The following is a 15,284-nucleotide window of genomic DNA, read 5'->3' on the forward strand; positions in this document are numbered from 1 at the left end:
GCCTCTATTCACGATGTATTCACCTTGGTCGGCATACATTTAGAATAAGGAGCCTTCTCCTTTTCGTCTAGTAGAAGAAGGAAAAAGGATAAACCTTTGGTTGGGGGGAGCGGCACGCCGCTCCCCCCAACGCCGCCTAGCCTGATTCATCCACCGAGAAACATTTTACACATAGTCTTATTTCTTTGACAGCCGGAATTTTTTGCTAGTTATTTTACATTTTTCTTTCTTTTTCGGCAATCTTCTTCCGTATATTATCGAGTTATGCTATAAATAACACTAGGATGTTCAAAAAATGGATAGTGGGCCGCCCTATTTAGTTTCCTTCTGTATTCAAGGAAACCGCACTTGCCGGATTGCTCCTGATCCCGATTGTTTCGAGGGCCGTTCGCTTTTTCATTCATTTTTTAACGCACTTCAAAAAAGTGTCGGGGGGTAAATTATGGGTTTCATTATTCTGATCCTTGTGATCATTGGATTGATTGCGCTGGCTCTTTCTTATTACAAACAAGACAGTGTGAAACAAATGGAAAGCCAGCTGGAAGAAAATTCAATCACTATGATGCAGGAGCTCTATAAAGTCAAGAAAAAAATTCGCGTACTCGAAGAGGAAGTTATGCTCGGGGACCGGGATAAATTTAAAGGGTGAATTGTGTTGACAAGAAATGGAATACGCGGTTTTTCCGCAGGTGTCCTGATCACTTGTGCTGTTTTCGCCTTTTTCTATTATGTCATTTTTAATAATGGAAATCAGACAGCGGCAAAGAATACGGTCAGGCAGACACCGCTGACCGATGCTACCGTCAGTCAGTACCTGGCAAGCCACCAACGCAAGGCGATCGACATTAACGCCTATAACCAGTGGATGGCAAGCGTCAATGCTGCAGCAGCGAAAAACGCTCAGTCAAAACCGGCAGCAAGCAGCAGCCCCCAGCCGATATCCTTCGATCTGCAGATCAACAATGGCATGACGCCAAGCGATATCTCAACGCAGCTGGTCAACGCAAAGATTCTTCCTGCGGATCAAAAGTTCAATTTCGAACAATATCTGCATACAAGCAAACTCGATCAATTCGTTCAACTTGGCACGTTTAAAGTTTCAAGCGATATGTCGATTCAAAAGATCGCACAAGTGATCACGAACAATCATCAATAATCGGTAATCAAAATGCCGGAAGAGCGACAATGCCCGACCGGCATTTAATTTGCCTGTAAGCTGCAGTATTTGGATTCTTCTCCCTCAGACCTCTCTTTTCCTTTTTCATAAAATCTCTTATTTTTTTTTGCAGAGCATTAAAAATAGTCAAATCCTGATCATACCGGATTTGACTATTCGAGTTAAGTCTGTTCAGAAACGCATTTTTCAAAAATGCCAAACACTATTATTTGTTAATCAGGTTCGGTTGTATAGTGAACCCATTAGAAGAAAAGACCTTACGGTAAGCAGCCACCCAAGATTAGTTACCGCTCGTGTAATGATAGAGGCTGTCGTATTTCTGATAAATATCCAAAGCAATCTGCTTATTCTGAGCGCCTGTCCTTACGGCCGGCACAACGACCGCTACAGCAATCTGCGGATTATCGTAAGGCGCGTATGAGACGAGTGTCTCATTATAGAGTTGCAGATCGTTCGCATCAATCTGTGCGGTACCCGTCTTTGCCGCGATCTTATATTTCGTGTTGGCTCCCGTACCGAGCATAATTCCCGTGGCTTGTAATGACGGACCATGCGTCACGAGATAGAGCCCGTCCTGCACGGTTTGAATTTGTTGCGGCGTATTGTTGATTGTATTTAGAATGCGCGGTTTATACGTATAAATCGTCGGACCGAGCCGGGTCGGATCGCTGCTCGGCGCACGGACCGACTGCAGCAGGTGCGGCTGAATCCGGTAGCCGCCATTGGCAATCGTCGAGATATATTGAACCATTTCGAGCGGGGTATAGGTGTCGAACTGCCCAATGCCAAATTGATGAATCAAACCTGGGTTATCCGGCATCCCGCCGTTATAACCTGTTCCTTCAGTCGGCAAGTCAATCCCTGTTTTTACGCCAAGCCCAAACTGGCTGTAGCCGTTTCGTAAATTTTCCACCGCGCGGATGAACTGCGGGCTGGTTGCCAGCGGCAGGCTTGCCTGATAGTGGCCTCCTGCCGGGGTCAGGGTGATCCCGGCCATATTCGAAGTGATCTTCGCCATAAAGATGTTGGAAGAGAACTCAAGCGCCTGTGCTGGCGTAAGGCTTCCCAATCCGCTTACTTCCCATGATTTAAAACTATTATTAGGATTCTGTCCCGGATATTGGATCGGCATGTCGGTGAATGACGTCGGAACCGCGTTGTACTGAAATCCAGTCAGTTCGGTCGCACCTTTGACCGCCGACCCCATGGCAAACTGTGAGTTGATCGCTTCGTTTGACGCGTCGACAAATTGGCCGTTGACCAGTTTTTCACCGCCGATCGCCAGGATCGCCCCGGTTTTCGGATTCATTACGACTGCGTAAGCACTGTTGTTCTGGCTGTTTCCCGCCTGCGCCCGCGCCGCTTTAATGTTCGAAATCAGGATTTGCGGCAGCGCATCCTGCAGCCGGCTGTCAATGGTCAGCTGCAGATCATCCCCGCGCTGGCCCGGCTTGACCGTCGGATTGCCGACCGGCTGCCCGTTTTTCGTGTGATAAGTCAGTGTCATCGGGACACCGCGCAGATAGGATTCATACTGCTGCTCGAGATTGCTCGTCCCGACCATGTCATTCCGGCTGTAGCCCTCCGCCAGATAGTTATTGATCTTCTCGGCGGGAATCTGTCCGACCGTTCCAATATAAAACGGGATGTTCGGAGCGTAAGCCCGCGAGGAAACGTCGGCGGTCTGAATCGTTCCGTTAAATTCACTGAGATGGTCCACGACATTGACATACTCCCTGTCGTTCACGTTCAGACCCCTTTTGATGATATACGGATTAAGGTTGGACGCCTGATTAAACGCGTGCTGAATCGCCATTACCTGCATGTCCTTCGCTGTAAAACCGGTCAGGACACGATTCGGAATACGGCTGAGCAGGAGGTTATACTCATTGGTCGGGTTGGCGGCCAGCGTAGTCTGTTCCTTCTGCGACAGAAAGGCATTGAAAGCCTGTTGCAGATTCTTAAAATGAGTCAGCGCGTAATACTCCTGCTCATCCCGCGTCGTCACCAGCTGCACCGCCTGGTTATCCATCGTGATCAGCTGAGACAGCTGCCGGGCGATGGAGAGGCTTTTCTGTGCATCGATGCCGGCGTTGCGTATGTAGACAATTGCCAGCTCCGCTTTATTGTCGGCGAGGGTCACTCCATTTATATCAACAATTTTCCCGCGGGCCGACGCAATATTGGCTGTCTGATTATGGTTGCCGTTGACAATGCTCTTATAGTGCGCACCGTTCACAATCTGGACAAAACCGAGCCGTACGATCAACGTCGCAAACGCCAGAAAGACCACCAAAAACAAAATGTTGAGTCTTAACGGCAGATTATTTTTCGTTTCTTTGTTATTCACTATTTCCTTCGCCAAACTCATTTCCCCCTATGAGCACGCGGCCCTATTCCATCAAAGTCATTCGTCGGCCGCACTCATTTTCTTCCTGTTCCAATGAAAATCAGCCAATGATTTTTAATCATAGATAAGGACACCCCCTCTCCGGTGTCCCATTAGCCATTATCAACACGTTTATTTTACTTTGCCCATATCCTTCTGTCAAAAAAAGCCCGGAAACGTGCGCTTCCGCATTTCCGAGACTTTAGGCGATTAGCCTCACTTTACTTCCTTAATCAGTCTTCAGCAATTTCAAATACCTTTTTATCTTCACGCTTATTAATTGTGATAATCTGAACTATTTGAACCAGTCCGTGAACGATATGAAAAATGATTCGAATCCCAATATGCCTGAGTTTGATTTCTTTACATTCATGAAGTTTTCCGGAGAGCTGCTTACCGATCTCATCAGCACGATATTCAAGCTTACGGTAAGATTTGCGAACAATAGCTTTCGTTGATCCGTCAAGATTATCAAATTCCTTACGAGCATTTTCATCAATGTACTCAAGCTTAAATTTAGCCATTACTGCTCAAACAACGCATCGTCTGGAATATCGTCCGGATCCGATCGTTTAAAGGCGTTATATTCTTCTTTTGACATTGTATCTTTTAACGGAATTGGCTTTGTTTTACCGGCTTCAGAATCCTCGAGGCGTCTGGCAGCTTCCTGATAAATCAAGTCATCTTCAAGACGATGAAGACGAACAATCAGATCTTCATATTGGCGATAATCCAGGATAACGGAATCAATTTTATTATTTTCAGAAATAAACTGTGGAACCTTCTTAGCTTTCTTGCGAATACTGCCTAAGGTTTTAGAGGCTACAGAAGCCGGAACAATTTGATCTGCATTGAATTTGGGCTTAGCCATTGCTGAATCTTCCATTTAGCTTTCTCCTTCTCAGCATTTTCTGAACACACGTTTATTATACACGATAATACGTTTAATGCTAAGTAAAAATGTACGTAAAAATCTCCATTACTTATTGCGATGAGAAACTCAGGCGCTGATCTTGTATAATCGTTAAGGAAGAAAAAAGGCGGTTTAAGGAGGACATCAGTAAAGTTCAGAACTAGACTTGCGATGGGAAAAAACCAAAATCTCGGTCAAGGTGCCTTTCAAAAATACATGGCACGACCGTGCTTTACGGTTCGGAAGCAGTCAAAAATGATGAGAAACCATGCAAGAATGTTTTGTATTTCTCGTATCCATTAGCGGCCACCAAAATGTAAAACACTCAGAAATGCCTCTTTATGGCTATTCCTGAGTGCTTGATGAAAGGTATTGATTATGTACAAGCGGAGGAAGAGGGATTCGAACCCCCGCGAGCCGTGAAGCCCCTGTCGGTTTTCAAGACCGATCCCTTCAGCCAAGCTTGGGTATTCCTCCACAACAAGTGGTGGACCCTGTAGGACTCGAACCTACGACCGGACGGTTATGGGCCGTCTGCTCTAACCAACTGAGCTAAGGGTCCAACGGGCGGTTAGTGGGTATCGAACCCACGCATGCCGGAACCACAATCCGGTGTGTTAACCACTTCACCATAACCGCCATTGGATAAAAAAATAGCGGCGGGGGGGATCGAACCCTCGACCTTACGGGTATGAACCGTACGCTCTAGCCAGCTGAGCTACACCGCCATGGCTCCACAGGTAGGGTTCGAACCTACGACCAATCGGTTAACAGCCGATTGCTCTGCCACTGAGCTACTGTGGAATAAATTTAGAACAAAAACTAATTTAACACAAGCCGTTGTTCCTGTCAATAATTGTTGAAAGTTTTCGATCCTCTCTCAACGACAAGAACTAATATATCATAATGCTCTGTGTTTGACAACACTTTTTTTTAGCGGGCTTTCCCGCCGGCCGGCCAATTCCACTTGTATAACGAACGCAATAATTATTAATTGAATACATATAGGTACAAAGGGCTCGAAAGAGGTGAAACGTAATTATGAATCAGACACACGAAGCCGTCGTGCTTAATGAAAAAAGCAAGGTTATTGCCGCCGCTCTTTATTTGGGGGGTGTCCTGTTCTTTTTAGTCGGTTCAATCATTGCATTCGTAGCGGCCAATCGTTCTTACGTATTTGCAGCGGAAAATATTTCAGTGTGAACCCTCTTTTTCCTCGCGATCCCAGCAGAATATTCATTTCCGCTTTCAGCCGAAAAGCGAAAAGGCAGTTACATCCTCCGACCGGATTTAGCTGCCTTTTTACTTTTTCCGTTTCGTTCCCCCGATCCGTTCTTCAAATCTTATCGATTACGATTCTTGTTCCATCCACAGATACAACCTGTACCGGCACATTTTCTTCGAGGAAAACGCCGTCTGTAATCGCGCTGTATTTTTTTCCATTAATATTGACCGTGCCGACCGGATGGAAAGGAGTCAGCGTCACGCCCTGCTTTCCAACCAAGTCGCGATAGTCCTTATTCATTGATACGTATCCCTTATCACTGGAAAGCCGGTCCTGAAGGGTCAGCTTTTCCAGATAGTCGCGTTTTGGAAGCCATTTTTTAAAAAGAAAGGACCCGCATGTACCGATAACGAACGCGATAGCCACCAGCATACCGTACAGTAAGGACGGTGCCGGAAGCGCGCAGGCAACGATCATAAGAATAAAGCCCAGGATCGCGATTACGCCTGTGGTAAAGAGTTTTCCATCAATAATAATCAGAATAAGCCCTCCGACAAGAAGCAGCACAATCCATTGCGATGCCTGATCGGTAAGAAAATAAGAAAAATAATAGATGAACAGTCCGCTGCCGATGACGGCAAAAATCCCTTTTGCCTTGACCGTAAGCTCGGCAAACAAAAATGAGGATGCAAGCAGGATCACGAAAAACCCGCCTGCAGGAAGTGCCAGTAAGCCCAAATCGGACACCTTCTTTCAGCTGGTTCGAGGAAATTAAAATGCCGCTGGATGGAAAACAAACCCGGCCTCTCTTCCCCGCTTCCGCCAGTTTTTTAATCAATGTGACAGGTCTCCTCTCATTAAACCATACGTGGAAAGCGGCGAAAAGTTTCTTTTTGAATATTTTTTGAAAAAGTGAATAGCGATCGGATTCAAAGCGTATAGATGGAATACGAGGAGATGATCGGATGAAAAAACGAATTTTTACTCTATTGATCCTTATTGTATGCTGGACAAGCTATACCGATCTAACTTCCGGATCATTGCCTGCCGGAACCGCGGCGAAAACATCTGCTCAATCTGTAAATGCTCCGCTTTCTTTTCAAAAAATCACCGTTGCCCCCGGAGACACACTCCTTTCGGTTGCGGAACGTATCAATAAGACATCACCCTCCATTGATCAAGTGATCAAGGATTTCGCTATTTTAAATCCGTCGGTCGACCCGAACCATCTGCAGATCGGACGAGCTTATGCGTTTCCGTATTATGACCGTCAGCCTTAAGGCATGAACAGCGAATGCTTTCCCATCGCGCGCCGGGATCCAATCGTAAATGTTGGCCCGGGAATGTCAAAAGGCGGCAGTTCCGCTCGATTCATGATATACTGGGTCTGTATGAAAAGGTCGCAGATAACTCATTCTTACCTATAAAGGAGCGAATGGTTCGTGTCAGAAATTACGCACCGAACGAAAACGAGAAAAGTGAGAGTCGGAAATTTAACCATTGGGGGATCCAATGAAGTCATCATACAAAGCATGACAACAACAAAAACACGCGATGTGGCGGCAACCGTTGCCCAGATCAGGAGACTTGAAGAGGCGGGATGCCAGATGGTCCGCGTCGCCTGTCCGACCATGGAGGACGCGCTTGCCATACCGGAGATCAAACGCGGCATCCATATACCGCTTGTCGTCGATATTCACTTCAATTACAAACTCGCCTTGAAAGCCATTGAGGGCGGCGCCGATAAAATCCGCATCAACCCCGGAAACATCGGCAAGCAGGAAAATGTTGAAGCCGTTGTCCGCGCGGCAAAAGCCAGACATATTCCGATCCGGATCGGCGTCAACGCCGGATCACTGGAAAAACATATTCTGGATAAATACGGTTACCCGACTGCGGACGGAATGGTTGAGAGTGCGCTGCATCATATCAAGATTCTCGAAGACCTTGATTTTCACGATATCATTGTCTCACTGAAAGCTTCGAACATTAATCTGGCAGTTGAAGCTTATGAAAAGGCCGCCCGCACGTTCAACTACCCGCTTCATCTCGGGATAACCGAGTCCGGAACCAAATTTTCCGGAAGCATCAAGAGTGCGGCCGGGCTTGGCATTTTGCTGCACGAAGGCATCGGCAATACGATGCGGATTTCACTGTCGGCTGACCCGGTCGAAGAAATCAAGGTATGCCGCGAACTGCTGAAGACATTCGGCCTGACCAACGCCGCAACTCTGGTCTCCTGCCCGACGTGCGGCCGTATCCAGATCGACTTGATCAAGATCGCCAATGAGGTGGAAGCCTATATTGACCACATCAACGCACCGATTAAGGTTTCGGTGCTCGGCTGTGCCGTCAACGGTCCGGGGGAAGCACGGGAGGCCGACATCGGCATCGCGGGAGGCCGCGGAGAAGGCCTACTTTTCAAACACGGAGAAGTCATCCGCAAAGTGCCTGAGGATCAGATGGTCGAAGAACTGAAAATCGAGATCGACAAGCTTGCCGAAGAATACTTTGCAAAAAAGAAAGCAGAACAAGCGAAAATCAAGAGTTGAAAAATGAAAAAAAATCCGGGACTGAATCCCCGGATTTTTTTTCATTTAGCCAGATTCCGAGCCCTTACTCACTCACCCAGGTCGTAATCTCTTCAACAGATTTTCTGACCGGTGCCTTGGCCTCGATTCCTTCTTGAGGGTAACCGACATAGATATAGCCCATCACCAGGCCCTTTTCAGAAACCCCGAAACTTTGCTTCATGGTGTCGGTATATGCTGGGTCCCCCGTACGCCACATCGCTCCGATTCCGAGAGCATGAGCGGCAAGCAGCAGGTTTTCTATGGCACAGGCGGTCGCCGCTATCTCTTCGACCATCTTCACTTTCGGATTGTCCGCAGGTTCAACAGTCACGACAATGACAACCGGAGAACGTTTCGCTTTGGCCAAACCCTTTTTATAGGCCTCATCCAGCGATTCTTTATCCCTACTTTCCAAAACTTGCTGGTTGATTTTTCCGTAAGCGTCTCCTAGCTTATTGCGTCCTTCGCCGATCAGAACGGTAAAATGCCACGGTTGTGTGTTGAAATGATTCGGCGCGCGTCTCGCCGCATCCAGAAGTTGTATAATCGTTTCTTTTGGCGGTACCCGGTCTGTTACTTTGCGAACTGAACGTCTCGAATGAATGGCTTCTATCGTCTCCATGTTATCCTTCCCTTTTCACAGCGTCTTCGTTTATTTTCAACGATATTGTAACATATGTCACAATCGCAGTGACAGAAATATGCATAAATCAAAAAGACGCTTTGCAAATCGCAAAGCGCCCTTTTGATTTTTTTCACCAGAACATTGGCGAAAACAATTGGATCAAAACAGCAGCACAGCCTATACCTATGGCCCAGCCGCCCAAAGTCCGCGCACCTTCTCGGAAGGCTATATAACCAATAATGATCCCGACGATGCCCAGAACAATGGGAAGAAAGAATAACGCTGCAACGGAAAACACCAGCGCGAGCCAGCCCATTCCTCTTCCGTTCTCAAAAACCCGCCGTTCACCGGTCCCGAACGGGCGATCATGTTCCGCCCGCCCGCTTTCCGGATCATATTGATCGGCCGCGAGTTCTTTTGCGTACTCTTCATTACTGAAAGCATGCCGCTTCTCATATAATGAATCTTCGCCCAAATGATCCTTTCCAGCCATAGCGACCCCTCACTTTCATTTTAGGATCGTCTATAGTCTGACTCAAATGGGTCGGTTTAACTGATACAGATTATGGAAACAGACCGGCGTTCCGCTATGCCACAGTAAACGGCAGATAAAAGCTGACAGTTGTCCCCTTGCCCGGCAAACTACTCACACAAAAAGTTCCATGATGCTCGGCAACAATTTTTTTGCATAGAGACAGACCAATGCCTGTCCCCTTTTCTTTTGTTGTAAAAAAAGGCTGGCCCAGCTGTTTCAGAACATTGGTTTCAATTCCCGAGCCATTATCCGACAATGAAAAACGGTAGCCCCCGGTTTCAATGGCACCTCTGAAAAAAATCTTTTTCTCCGATTGCTCCTTTTCTTCTATGGCTTCAAGCGCATTTCGGAGCAGATTCAGAATAACCTGCTTAATCATGGAGAGATCAATCGAACACTTTTTTTCGGAATAGGCAACATCATAGTCAAAAGAAATCTTTCTCAGTGAGCATTCCGATGAAATCAGGGAGATCAGGGATGTGCAAACTTTATCAGGCAGCATCTGCTGTTGTTTAATCTGTTTTTTGGAAAGGGTCAGAAAGTTCTCCAGGATCGCGTGCATGCGGTCTATTTCAGAAATGATCGTCCTTTTATATTTATCAAATTCCTGTGTATAGTCGGATAATTGCACAAACCCCTTAATCACGGTCAGCGGATTTCTCAGCTCATGCGCAAACTCTGCTGCCAGACGGGTAATCAGCGCGGTATGATAGCCGGCAATATATATTTTTCCGTCTTTGCCGAATCCATTGTAAAGTGTGCCTACGCCATTGTCTTTTACCCGGTCGTTCAGCAGCGCAGCAACAATGTCGTCACTTTCCATGATGGTCTTGAGGTAATTTTCCGCCTCTAGCCGGGCATGCTCCGTAAAAAAGTCCAAAAAGCAATCCCCAAAGCGATCAACCATAACTTTGCCATTTCTATTGCAATCTAAAATACGACCCTCGGGAGTCAGGCAGAAACGCATTTCCATTGACAGTTGATTCTCGAACAGGTCTTTCTCAGAAACGGATAGAAAGGATTCATGATATATAATGGTTATCACTCCTCTTTATATTTTACACCCCTTCACTCTAAACACTCCTTAAAATGCCATTCGGATTTTAAACGTTTAAAAATTCAAACGCTTTTATGTATATTTAATTATACTTTAATCAGGAAAAATGATATAGGGTAAACTGCCAAATAATGTTAGACAAGTTTCGACCACGTTGCAAACTTTGTCGATTTTTGCCGGTAAATTATGAGTATCCGTCTGATTTGGCCGTCATAGGCTATGATGAATGTTTTATCAAAGATGAATTGGAGTGGAAAATGTGCATCCCATGATTCAACAAATCGTCAATCAGCGGATTAATCAAGTCACGGCGGATGAGCTTTACCAGCAGGCCGTCCAGTTCGGCATCCCGATCTCAAAAGATCAGGCCGCCAGAGTCGCCGGCCGCGTGCACGGAAAAAACATTAATCTGTTTGATTCTGCAGGCCAAAAGACACTGCGGCAGATTCTTGTTGAGGAACTTGGCCAGAATATGGCTGAACGACTGAACCGGCGGTTTGAGGAACTGATGGCTAAGTATCAGTGATCATACAACACACAGCTCCCGAGACGGAAAACCGGGTTTATGGTTTTCACAAAAATAAACCGGAGAGACTCCGGCTTATTTTTGTATGTTAAGACACCGTACAGCGGACAATCAGCTCTGCTGGGCGAGAATATCTTCAAGCAGATGATCATTATAGCGCTCTGCTCTAAGCATGGCGATTTCACATTTATACGGCGGTTTCTTGTGTTTTGCGTCTTCGCCAACGTATGGCGTTTCGAGTATTTTCGGCAGCGCTTCCAGCTGCGGATGGTGAACAATGTAATTGAGCGCCTCAAATCCGATCGTGCCCAAGCCGATGTTGGCATGCCGGTCTTTCCGGGCTCCAAGGGGATTCTTGCTGTCATTAACATGGATGACTTTGATCCGGTCTGCTCCGACAATTTTATCAAACAGGTTAAGGACCCCGTCGAAATCGTGGGCCACATCGTAACCGGCGTCATTTGTATGGCATGTATCGAAGCACACGGACAGTTTCCCGTTCAGCCGTACACCATCGATAATTTCCGCCAGCTGTTCAAACCGGAATCCGCACTCGCTCCCCTTTCCCGCCATCGTTTCAAGGGCAATCTGAACCGTGTCGCCTTCTTCAAGCACTTCATTCAGCCCCTCAATAATTTTTGCAATACCGTTTTCGACACCCGCGCCGACATGCGCACCGGGATGAAGAACCATTTGCCTTGCGCCGATCGCCGCCGCGCGATCCATTTCTTTGCGCAGAAAGGACACACCCAGGGAAAAGGTATCCGGTTTGACCGTGTTGGCGATATTTATGATATAAGGTGCGTGAACAACCACTTCTTCAATATGGTGTGCCTTCATATGTTCCCGTCCCGCCTCAATATTCAGCTTCTCGATCGGTTTCCTTACTGTATTTTGCGGCGCCCCGGTGTAGATCATCATCACCGTCTCATCAAAAGCAACCGCCTCTTCACTTGCTCCGAGAAGCATTTTGGATCCGGACATATGAACATGTGATCCTATTTTTAACAAAGACATCCCCTCTTTTCTTTACTTATTTTAACATAATTGTCCGATTTTGCGCCCCGCGGATTGTTTTCCTCCTTTCATTCACGGATGGCTGTTTATCACATACACTGTTATATCAGCGAATAATACGATGAAAGGAATGAAAGAACATGCCTCCGTTTCAGCAAGGACCGCCGTCAATGTTCAGGGGCGCCCCCTCATTTTTTTCTCCACCGGCACCGCCGACACGTGGGTTTCCTTCGCTTTTTCGGGGCATGTCTTCCCCGATGCCAAGGGTGCCGGCGGCCCCTTCTTCTTTTTCTCCACCGGCACTGCCGACACGTGGGTTTCCTTCGCTTTTTCGAGGCATGTCTTCTCCGATGCCGAGGGTGCCGGCGGCCCCTTCTTCAGGAACAGGTGGGCTTTCCAACCTGCTCTCCATGCTTTCTCCCGGTACGGGACAGTCGGGAGGCGGGATCAATCTTTTCGGCATGATTGCAAATGCCCAGAAAGCCATTCAGACGGCGCAGACCGTACTCCCGATGGTTCAGCAGTTCGGGCCGCTTATCAAAAACGCTCCGGCTATTATCAGCGTCCTGAAAAGCATGCAGGCCTCCGAAGAAACAGCCTCCAAAGAGACGGAGGAGTCTGAGGAGGAGTCAGACGAGGCAGAAAACGAACAGAAAAAAGAGCAGACCGAAACGAAACAGGCCGATACCGGAAAAGAGAAAAAAAATAAAGCTGTGAAAGAAAAAAAGATCTCCTGGGATAGCGAGGACTTCGTGACTAGACCTTCACGGCCGCGTATGTACATTTAAACATTCGCTCCCTTCAGCTTCGTTGTGTTCTCGAATAGGCTCCTTTATAATGAGGTTTGAAAGGAAAAAGAGAAGAGACGAAGTTCTTCAGATCGGGGAGATAGAAAAATGGAAGTGATCAAGGTCTCGCCTCGAGGCTATTGTTACGGTGTGGTCGATGCACTGGTGATTGCGAGAAAAGCGGCCATGAATGAAGAATTGCCGAAGCCGATTTATATATTGGGCATGATCGTTCACAACCATCATGTGACCGAGGCGTTTAAAGAAGAGGGTATCATAACTCTTGATATCAAAGGAAAGAAACGGATCGACCTTTTACAGGAAATCGACCACGGGACGGTTATTTTTACCGCGCACGGCGTTTCGCCGGAAGTGCGGATTCTCGCTGAAAAAAAAGGGCTGACGACAATCGACGCCACCTGCCCCGACGTCACAAAAACACACGATCTCATTGAGAAAAAGAAAAAAGAAGGCTATCATGTCATTTATATCGGCAAGAAAGGGCACCCGGAACCTGAGGGCGCGATCGGCGTTGCACCTGATATTGTCCACCTCGTTGAAACCGTTGAAGATGTAAACAAGCTCAGTCTCCGCGCAGAAAAAATCATAATCACGAATCAGACGACGATGAGTCAGTGGGATGTACGCGAGATCATGAACTATATTAAAGAGAAATATCCGCAGGCAGAGACGTGCAATGAGATTTGTCTGGCCACTCAGACCCGTCAGGAAGCTGTCGCCGCCCAAGCAAAGGATGTCGACCTGCTGATTGTGGTCGGAGATCCGAGAAGCAATAATTCCAATAGACTGGCACAGGTCTCCAAAGAAATTGCGCACACGCCTGCGCATCGGATCGCGGATCTGTCCGAGCTGCAGCTGAACTGGCTTAAGGACGTAAAGAAAGTTGCGGTCACGGCTGGTGCTTCAACGCCGACACAACTGACCAAAGAAGTCATTCTCTTTCTTGATCAGTATGATCCGGACAATCCGGAAACCTGGTCAACCGAAAGCAAGGCAGCAAAGAATAATAACATTCTGCCAAAAGTCAAACCGGATCATAACCGGCGCCGGAAGGAAACAGAAGAAACGCTATAACTTTTCCGCGCGTGAAAGCCGTCCTGAAAACCAGTCAGGAGTTCCGAGCAGAAAAACTCTGACATTGCGTTTCAATGAAAAACATTTCAGAACGGCCGGCTAAATTATTGACTTAATCGACAAAGGCCCGCAGTCCGACCATCAGTTGGCGGCTGCGGGCCTTTAATTATTCAGATAAACCGGAATGGATTGGTCACCGATTCCGAAAGAATCACTTCAGTATCGCAGTTTTCTTCTTCAATCACCCGCTGCAGATAACGCTGAACACCCTTTTTCATCACCGATTCAATATGATGCCCCGCGTCAATGACTTTCAATCCGCTCAGCAGTGCGTCATGAGCCGTATGGTAGTATAGATCGCCTGTAATCAGCACATCCGCTCCCCGTCTCTTTGCAAAAGGAATCAGGCTGTTTCCGTCTCCGCCCGAGACCGCTACCGTCCGTACCTTTTCGTTCAGGGGTCCGACCGCCCGAAGCCCTTCCAGACCAAGCTTTGCTTTGACCTGCAGACAGTAGTCGCCGAATGCGATCGGTTCGGCAAGTCTGGCGATCCGTCCAAGCCCGTATGTTTTGCCTTTATTTTTCAGGGGAAAGAGATCATAGGCTATCTCTTCATAAGGGTGGCTCTTAATCATTTTTTCGATGACTGTTTGAAGCAGATGCTCAGGCACTAAAGTCTCAACCTTTCTTTCGGCGACCCTCTCCATTTTTCCCGGCGTGCCGATAAAAGGGTGGGCCCCTTCTTCGGGCAGAAAGGTCCCCTCTCCTGCCGCCGCAAACGTGCAATGGCTGTAACGGCCTATAAAGCCCGCACCCGCGTCGGCGATCGCATCCCGGACCGCCTCAAGATGGCTCTCCGGTACATAAACGGCAAGCTTATACAGAGGTTCGCTGACAGTCGGTTGCAGAATCTCTGTCCCGGTAAGCCCAAGCTGTGCCGCAAGCATGTCGTTCACGCCGCCCTCTGCGATATCAAGATTGGTATGCGCGGCGTAAACCGCAAGATCATGTTTGATGCACTTCGTGACAATCTTACCCTGACCCTCGTCGGATCGCACATTCTTCAGCGGGTGAAAAATCACCGGATGGTGAGCGATAATCAGATCCGCCTGTTTCTCCCCCGCCTCATCGGCAACGTTTTCCAGTACATCCAATGTGACCATGACTTTCTTTATTTTTTTATCTAAAGTCCCGATCAGCAGGCCGATTTTATCATTTTCATAAGCCAGTGACTTAGGTGCCCATTCTTCAAATCGCTGTATGAGCCGCCGACCCGAAATCCATTGATTCATGTAAAAACCTTCTTTTTGGTGATTTTAGCTTGAAAAATTCTTCACCCGCACCGTCCCGGTCCGCCTCTATCG

Annotated in this window: 18 protein-coding genes and 5 tRNA genes; 8 read left to right on the top strand and 15 right to left on the bottom strand. The window is 47.4% G+C overall.

The window, feature by feature from the left end:
• The first annotated feature begins 442 nt into the window (after window positions 1–442).
• The gene (locus IEX81_RS00005) at window positions 443–649 is read left to right on the top strand and encodes a hypothetical protein (protein ID WP_188800527.1); all 207 of its coding nucleotides are present in this window, start codon (window positions 443–445) and stop codon (window positions 647–649) included.
• A 6-nt stretch (window positions 650–655) separates the two neighbouring features.
• On the top strand, window positions 656–1,156 hold the full coding sequence (locus tag IEX81_RS00010; RefSeq protein WP_188800530.1) for an MltG/YceG/YrrL family protein: 501 nt from the start codon (window positions 656–658) through the stop codon (window positions 1,154–1,156).
• Window positions 1,157–1,457: 301 nt separating this feature from the next.
• Here the strand turns inward: IEX81_RS00010 and IEX81_RS00015 are convergent, their stop codons facing one another.
• The 8 genes from IEX81_RS00015 to IEX81_RS00050 all read right to left on the bottom strand — a co-directional run bounded on the left by IEX81_RS00015 (window position 1,458) and on the right by IEX81_RS00050 (window position 5,283).
• Window positions 1,458–3,542, bottom strand: coding sequence for a peptidoglycan D,D-transpeptidase FtsI family protein (locus tag IEX81_RS00015; RefSeq protein ID WP_229727404.1), 2,085 nt, complete (start codon window positions 3,540–3,542; stop codon window positions 1,458–1,460).
• A 257-nt stretch (window positions 3,543–3,799) separates the two neighbouring features.
• Window positions 3,800–4,090, bottom strand: coding sequence for a hypothetical protein (locus IEX81_RS00020; protein WP_188800533.1), 291 nt, complete (start codon window positions 4,088–4,090; stop codon window positions 3,800–3,802).
• Window positions 4,090–4,452 (bottom strand): hypothetical protein, encoded by a 363-nt coding sequence (locus IEX81_RS00025; protein ID WP_188800535.1) that lies wholly within the window; start codon window positions 4,450–4,452, stop codon window positions 4,090–4,092. Before IEX81_RS00025 ends, IEX81_RS00020 begins: the two co-directional genes overlap by 1 nt.
• A 414-nt stretch (window positions 4,453–4,866) precedes the next feature.
• A tRNA-Ser gene (locus tag IEX81_RS00030) sits at window positions 4,867–4,956 on the bottom strand.
• A gap of 8 nt (window positions 4,957–4,964) precedes the next feature.
• Window positions 4,965–5,041: transfer RNA gene (locus tag IEX81_RS00035), tRNA-Ile, on the bottom strand.
• 4 nt (window positions 5,042–5,045) lie between these two features.
• Window positions 5,046–5,118 (bottom strand) — tRNA-His (locus IEX81_RS00040).
• A gap of 15 nt (window positions 5,119–5,133) precedes the next feature.
• Window positions 5,134–5,207 (bottom strand) — tRNA-Met (locus IEX81_RS00045).
• A gap of 1 nt (window position 5,208) precedes the next feature.
• Window positions 5,209–5,283 (bottom strand) — tRNA-Asn (locus IEX81_RS00050).
• A gap of 237 nt (window positions 5,284–5,520) precedes the next feature.
• Here IEX81_RS00050 and IEX81_RS00055 point away from each other — a divergent pair.
• Complete coding sequence (locus IEX81_RS00055) at window positions 5,521–5,682, top strand: hypothetical protein (RefSeq protein WP_188800537.1); 162 nt, start codon at window positions 5,521–5,523, stop codon at window positions 5,680–5,682.
• A 133-nt stretch (window positions 5,683–5,815) separates the two neighbouring features.
• Here IEX81_RS00055 and IEX81_RS00060 read toward each other — a convergent pair whose 3' ends face one another.
• Window positions 5,816–6,442 carry an NfeD family protein gene (locus IEX81_RS00060; protein ID WP_188800539.1) on the bottom strand — a complete coding sequence of 209 codons (627 nt, stop codon included), beginning with the start codon at window positions 6,440–6,442 and terminating at the stop codon, window positions 5,816–5,818.
• A 227-nt stretch (window positions 6,443–6,669) separates the two neighbouring features.
• Here IEX81_RS00060 and yqfZ point away from each other — a divergent pair, with 227 nt between their 5' ends.
• Entirely contained in the window at window positions 6,670–6,984 is a 315-nt protein-coding gene (gene yqfZ / locus IEX81_RS00065) for a protein YqfZ (RefSeq protein WP_188800541.1), read from the top strand.
• 162 nt (window positions 6,985–7,146) lie between these two features.
• Entirely contained in the window at window positions 7,147–8,256 is a 1,110-nt protein-coding gene (ispG, locus tag IEX81_RS00070; RefSeq protein WP_188800543.1) for a flavodoxin-dependent (E)-4-hydroxy-3-methylbut-2-enyl-diphosphate synthase, read from the top strand.
• A 64-nt stretch (window positions 8,257–8,320) separates the two neighbouring features.
• On the opposite strand, the gene IEX81_RS00075 is transcribed toward ispG, so the two are convergent.
• The 3 genes from IEX81_RS00075 to IEX81_RS00085 all read right to left on the bottom strand — a co-directional run bounded on the left by IEX81_RS00075 (window position 8,321) and on the right by IEX81_RS00085 (window position 10,317).
• The gene (locus IEX81_RS00075) at window positions 8,321–8,899 is read right to left on the bottom strand and encodes a nitroreductase family protein (protein WP_188800545.1); all 579 of its coding nucleotides are present in this window, start codon (window positions 8,897–8,899) and stop codon (window positions 8,321–8,323) included.
• 133 nt (window positions 8,900–9,032) lie between these two features.
• Window positions 9,033–9,395 (bottom strand): hypothetical protein, encoded by a 363-nt coding sequence (locus IEX81_RS00080; RefSeq protein WP_188800547.1) that lies wholly within the window; start codon window positions 9,393–9,395, stop codon window positions 9,033–9,035.
• 94 nt (window positions 9,396–9,489) lie between these two features.
• Window positions 9,490–10,317 (bottom strand): sensor histidine kinase, encoded by an 828-nt coding sequence (locus IEX81_RS00085; protein WP_229727405.1) that lies wholly within the window; start codon window positions 10,315–10,317, stop codon window positions 9,490–9,492.
• Between the two features lie 427 nt (window positions 10,318–10,744).
• On the opposite strand from IEX81_RS00085, the gene IEX81_RS00090 reads away from it, so the two are divergent.
• Window positions 10,745–11,020 (top strand): DUF2624 family protein, encoded by a 276-nt coding sequence (locus tag IEX81_RS00090; protein WP_229727406.1) that lies wholly within the window; start codon window positions 10,745–10,747, stop codon window positions 11,018–11,020.
• Between the two features lie 111 nt (window positions 11,021–11,131).
• Here IEX81_RS00090 and IEX81_RS00095 read toward each other — a convergent pair whose 3' ends face one another.
• Together IEX81_RS00095 and IEX81_RS00100 are read right to left on the bottom strand one after the other, a co-directional pair.
• Window positions 11,132–12,031: a deoxyribonuclease IV gene (locus tag IEX81_RS00095; protein ID WP_188800549.1), complete on the bottom strand. Its 900-nt coding sequence runs from the start codon at window positions 12,029–12,031 to the stop codon at window positions 11,132–11,134.
• Between the two features lie 157 nt (window positions 12,032–12,188).
• Window positions 12,189–12,377, bottom strand: a complete 189-nt coding sequence (locus IEX81_RS00100; RefSeq protein ID WP_188800551.1) for a hypothetical protein — start codon at window positions 12,375–12,377, stop codon at window positions 12,189–12,191.
• Window positions 12,378–12,387: 10 nt separating this feature from the next.
• Here IEX81_RS00100 and vrrA point away from each other — a divergent pair, with 10 nt between their 5' ends.
• On the top strand, window positions 12,388–12,825 hold the full coding sequence (gene vrrA / locus IEX81_RS00105) for a VrrA/YqfQ family protein (RefSeq protein WP_188800552.1): 438 nt from the start codon (window positions 12,388–12,390) through the stop codon (window positions 12,823–12,825).
• Window positions 12,826–12,933: 108 nt separating this feature from the next.
• Window positions 12,934–13,920, top strand: a complete 987-nt coding sequence (locus IEX81_RS00110) for a 4-hydroxy-3-methylbut-2-enyl diphosphate reductase (protein WP_188800553.1) — start codon at window positions 12,934–12,936, stop codon at window positions 13,918–13,920.
• Between the two features lie 170 nt (window positions 13,921–14,090).
• On the opposite strand, the gene IEX81_RS00115 is transcribed toward IEX81_RS00110, so the two are convergent.
• Window positions 14,091–15,212 carry a Nif3-like dinuclear metal center hexameric protein gene (locus IEX81_RS00115; protein ID WP_188800562.1) on the bottom strand — a complete coding sequence of 374 codons (1,122 nt, stop codon included), beginning with the start codon at window positions 15,210–15,212 and terminating at the stop codon, window positions 14,091–14,093.
• Window positions 15,213–15,284 lie beyond the last annotated feature (72 nt).

Origin of the sequence: Sporolactobacillus putidus, from assembly GCF_014647035.1 — a bacterium.
GTDB lineage: Bacteria > Bacillota > Bacilli > Bacillales > Sporolactobacillaceae > Sporolactobacillus > Sporolactobacillus putidus.

What these genes read in the sequence shown, in the direction of transcription:
- IEX81_RS00005 (WP_188800527.1), top strand. Translation starts at nt 443, where the DNA reads ATGGGTTTCATTATTCTGATCCTTGTGATCATTGGATTGATTGCGCTG.
- IEX81_RS00020 (WP_188800533.1), bottom strand. Translation starts at nt 4,090, where the DNA reads ATGGCTAAATTTAAGCTTGAGTACATTGATGAAAATGCTCGTAAGGAA.
- IEX81_RS00025 (WP_188800535.1), bottom strand. Translation starts at nt 4,452, where the DNA reads ATGGAAGATTCAGCAATGGCTAAGCCCAAATTCAATGCAGATCAAATT.
- IEX81_RS00055 (WP_188800537.1), top strand. Translation starts at nt 5,521, where the DNA reads ATGAATCAGACACACGAAGCCGTCGTGCTTAATGAAAAAAGCAAGGTT.
- yqfZ (WP_188800541.1), top strand. Translation starts at nt 6,670, where the DNA reads ATGAAAAAACGAATTTTTACTCTATTGATCCTTATTGTATGCTGGACA.
- IEX81_RS00075 (WP_188800545.1), bottom strand. Translation starts at nt 8,899, where the DNA reads ATGGAGACGATAGAAGCCATTCATTCGAGACGTTCAGTTCGCAAAGTA.
- IEX81_RS00080 (WP_188800547.1), bottom strand. Translation starts at nt 9,395, where the DNA reads ATGGCTGGAAAGGATCATTTGGGCGAAGATTCATTATATGAGAAGCGG.
- IEX81_RS00100 (WP_188800551.1), bottom strand. Translation starts at nt 12,377, where the DNA reads ATGCCTCGAAAAAGCGAAGGAAACCCACGTGTCGGCAGTGCCGGTGGA.
- vrrA (WP_188800552.1), top strand. Translation starts at nt 12,388, where the DNA reads ATGCCGAGGGTGCCGGCGGCCCCTTCTTCAGGAACAGGTGGGCTTTCC.
- IEX81_RS00110 (WP_188800553.1), top strand. Translation starts at nt 12,934, where the DNA reads ATGGAAGTGATCAAGGTCTCGCCTCGAGGCTATTGTTACGGTGTGGTC.
- IEX81_RS00115 (WP_188800562.1), bottom strand. Translation starts at nt 15,212, where the DNA reads ATGAATCAATGGATTTCGGGTCGGCGGCTCATACAGCGATTTGAAGAA.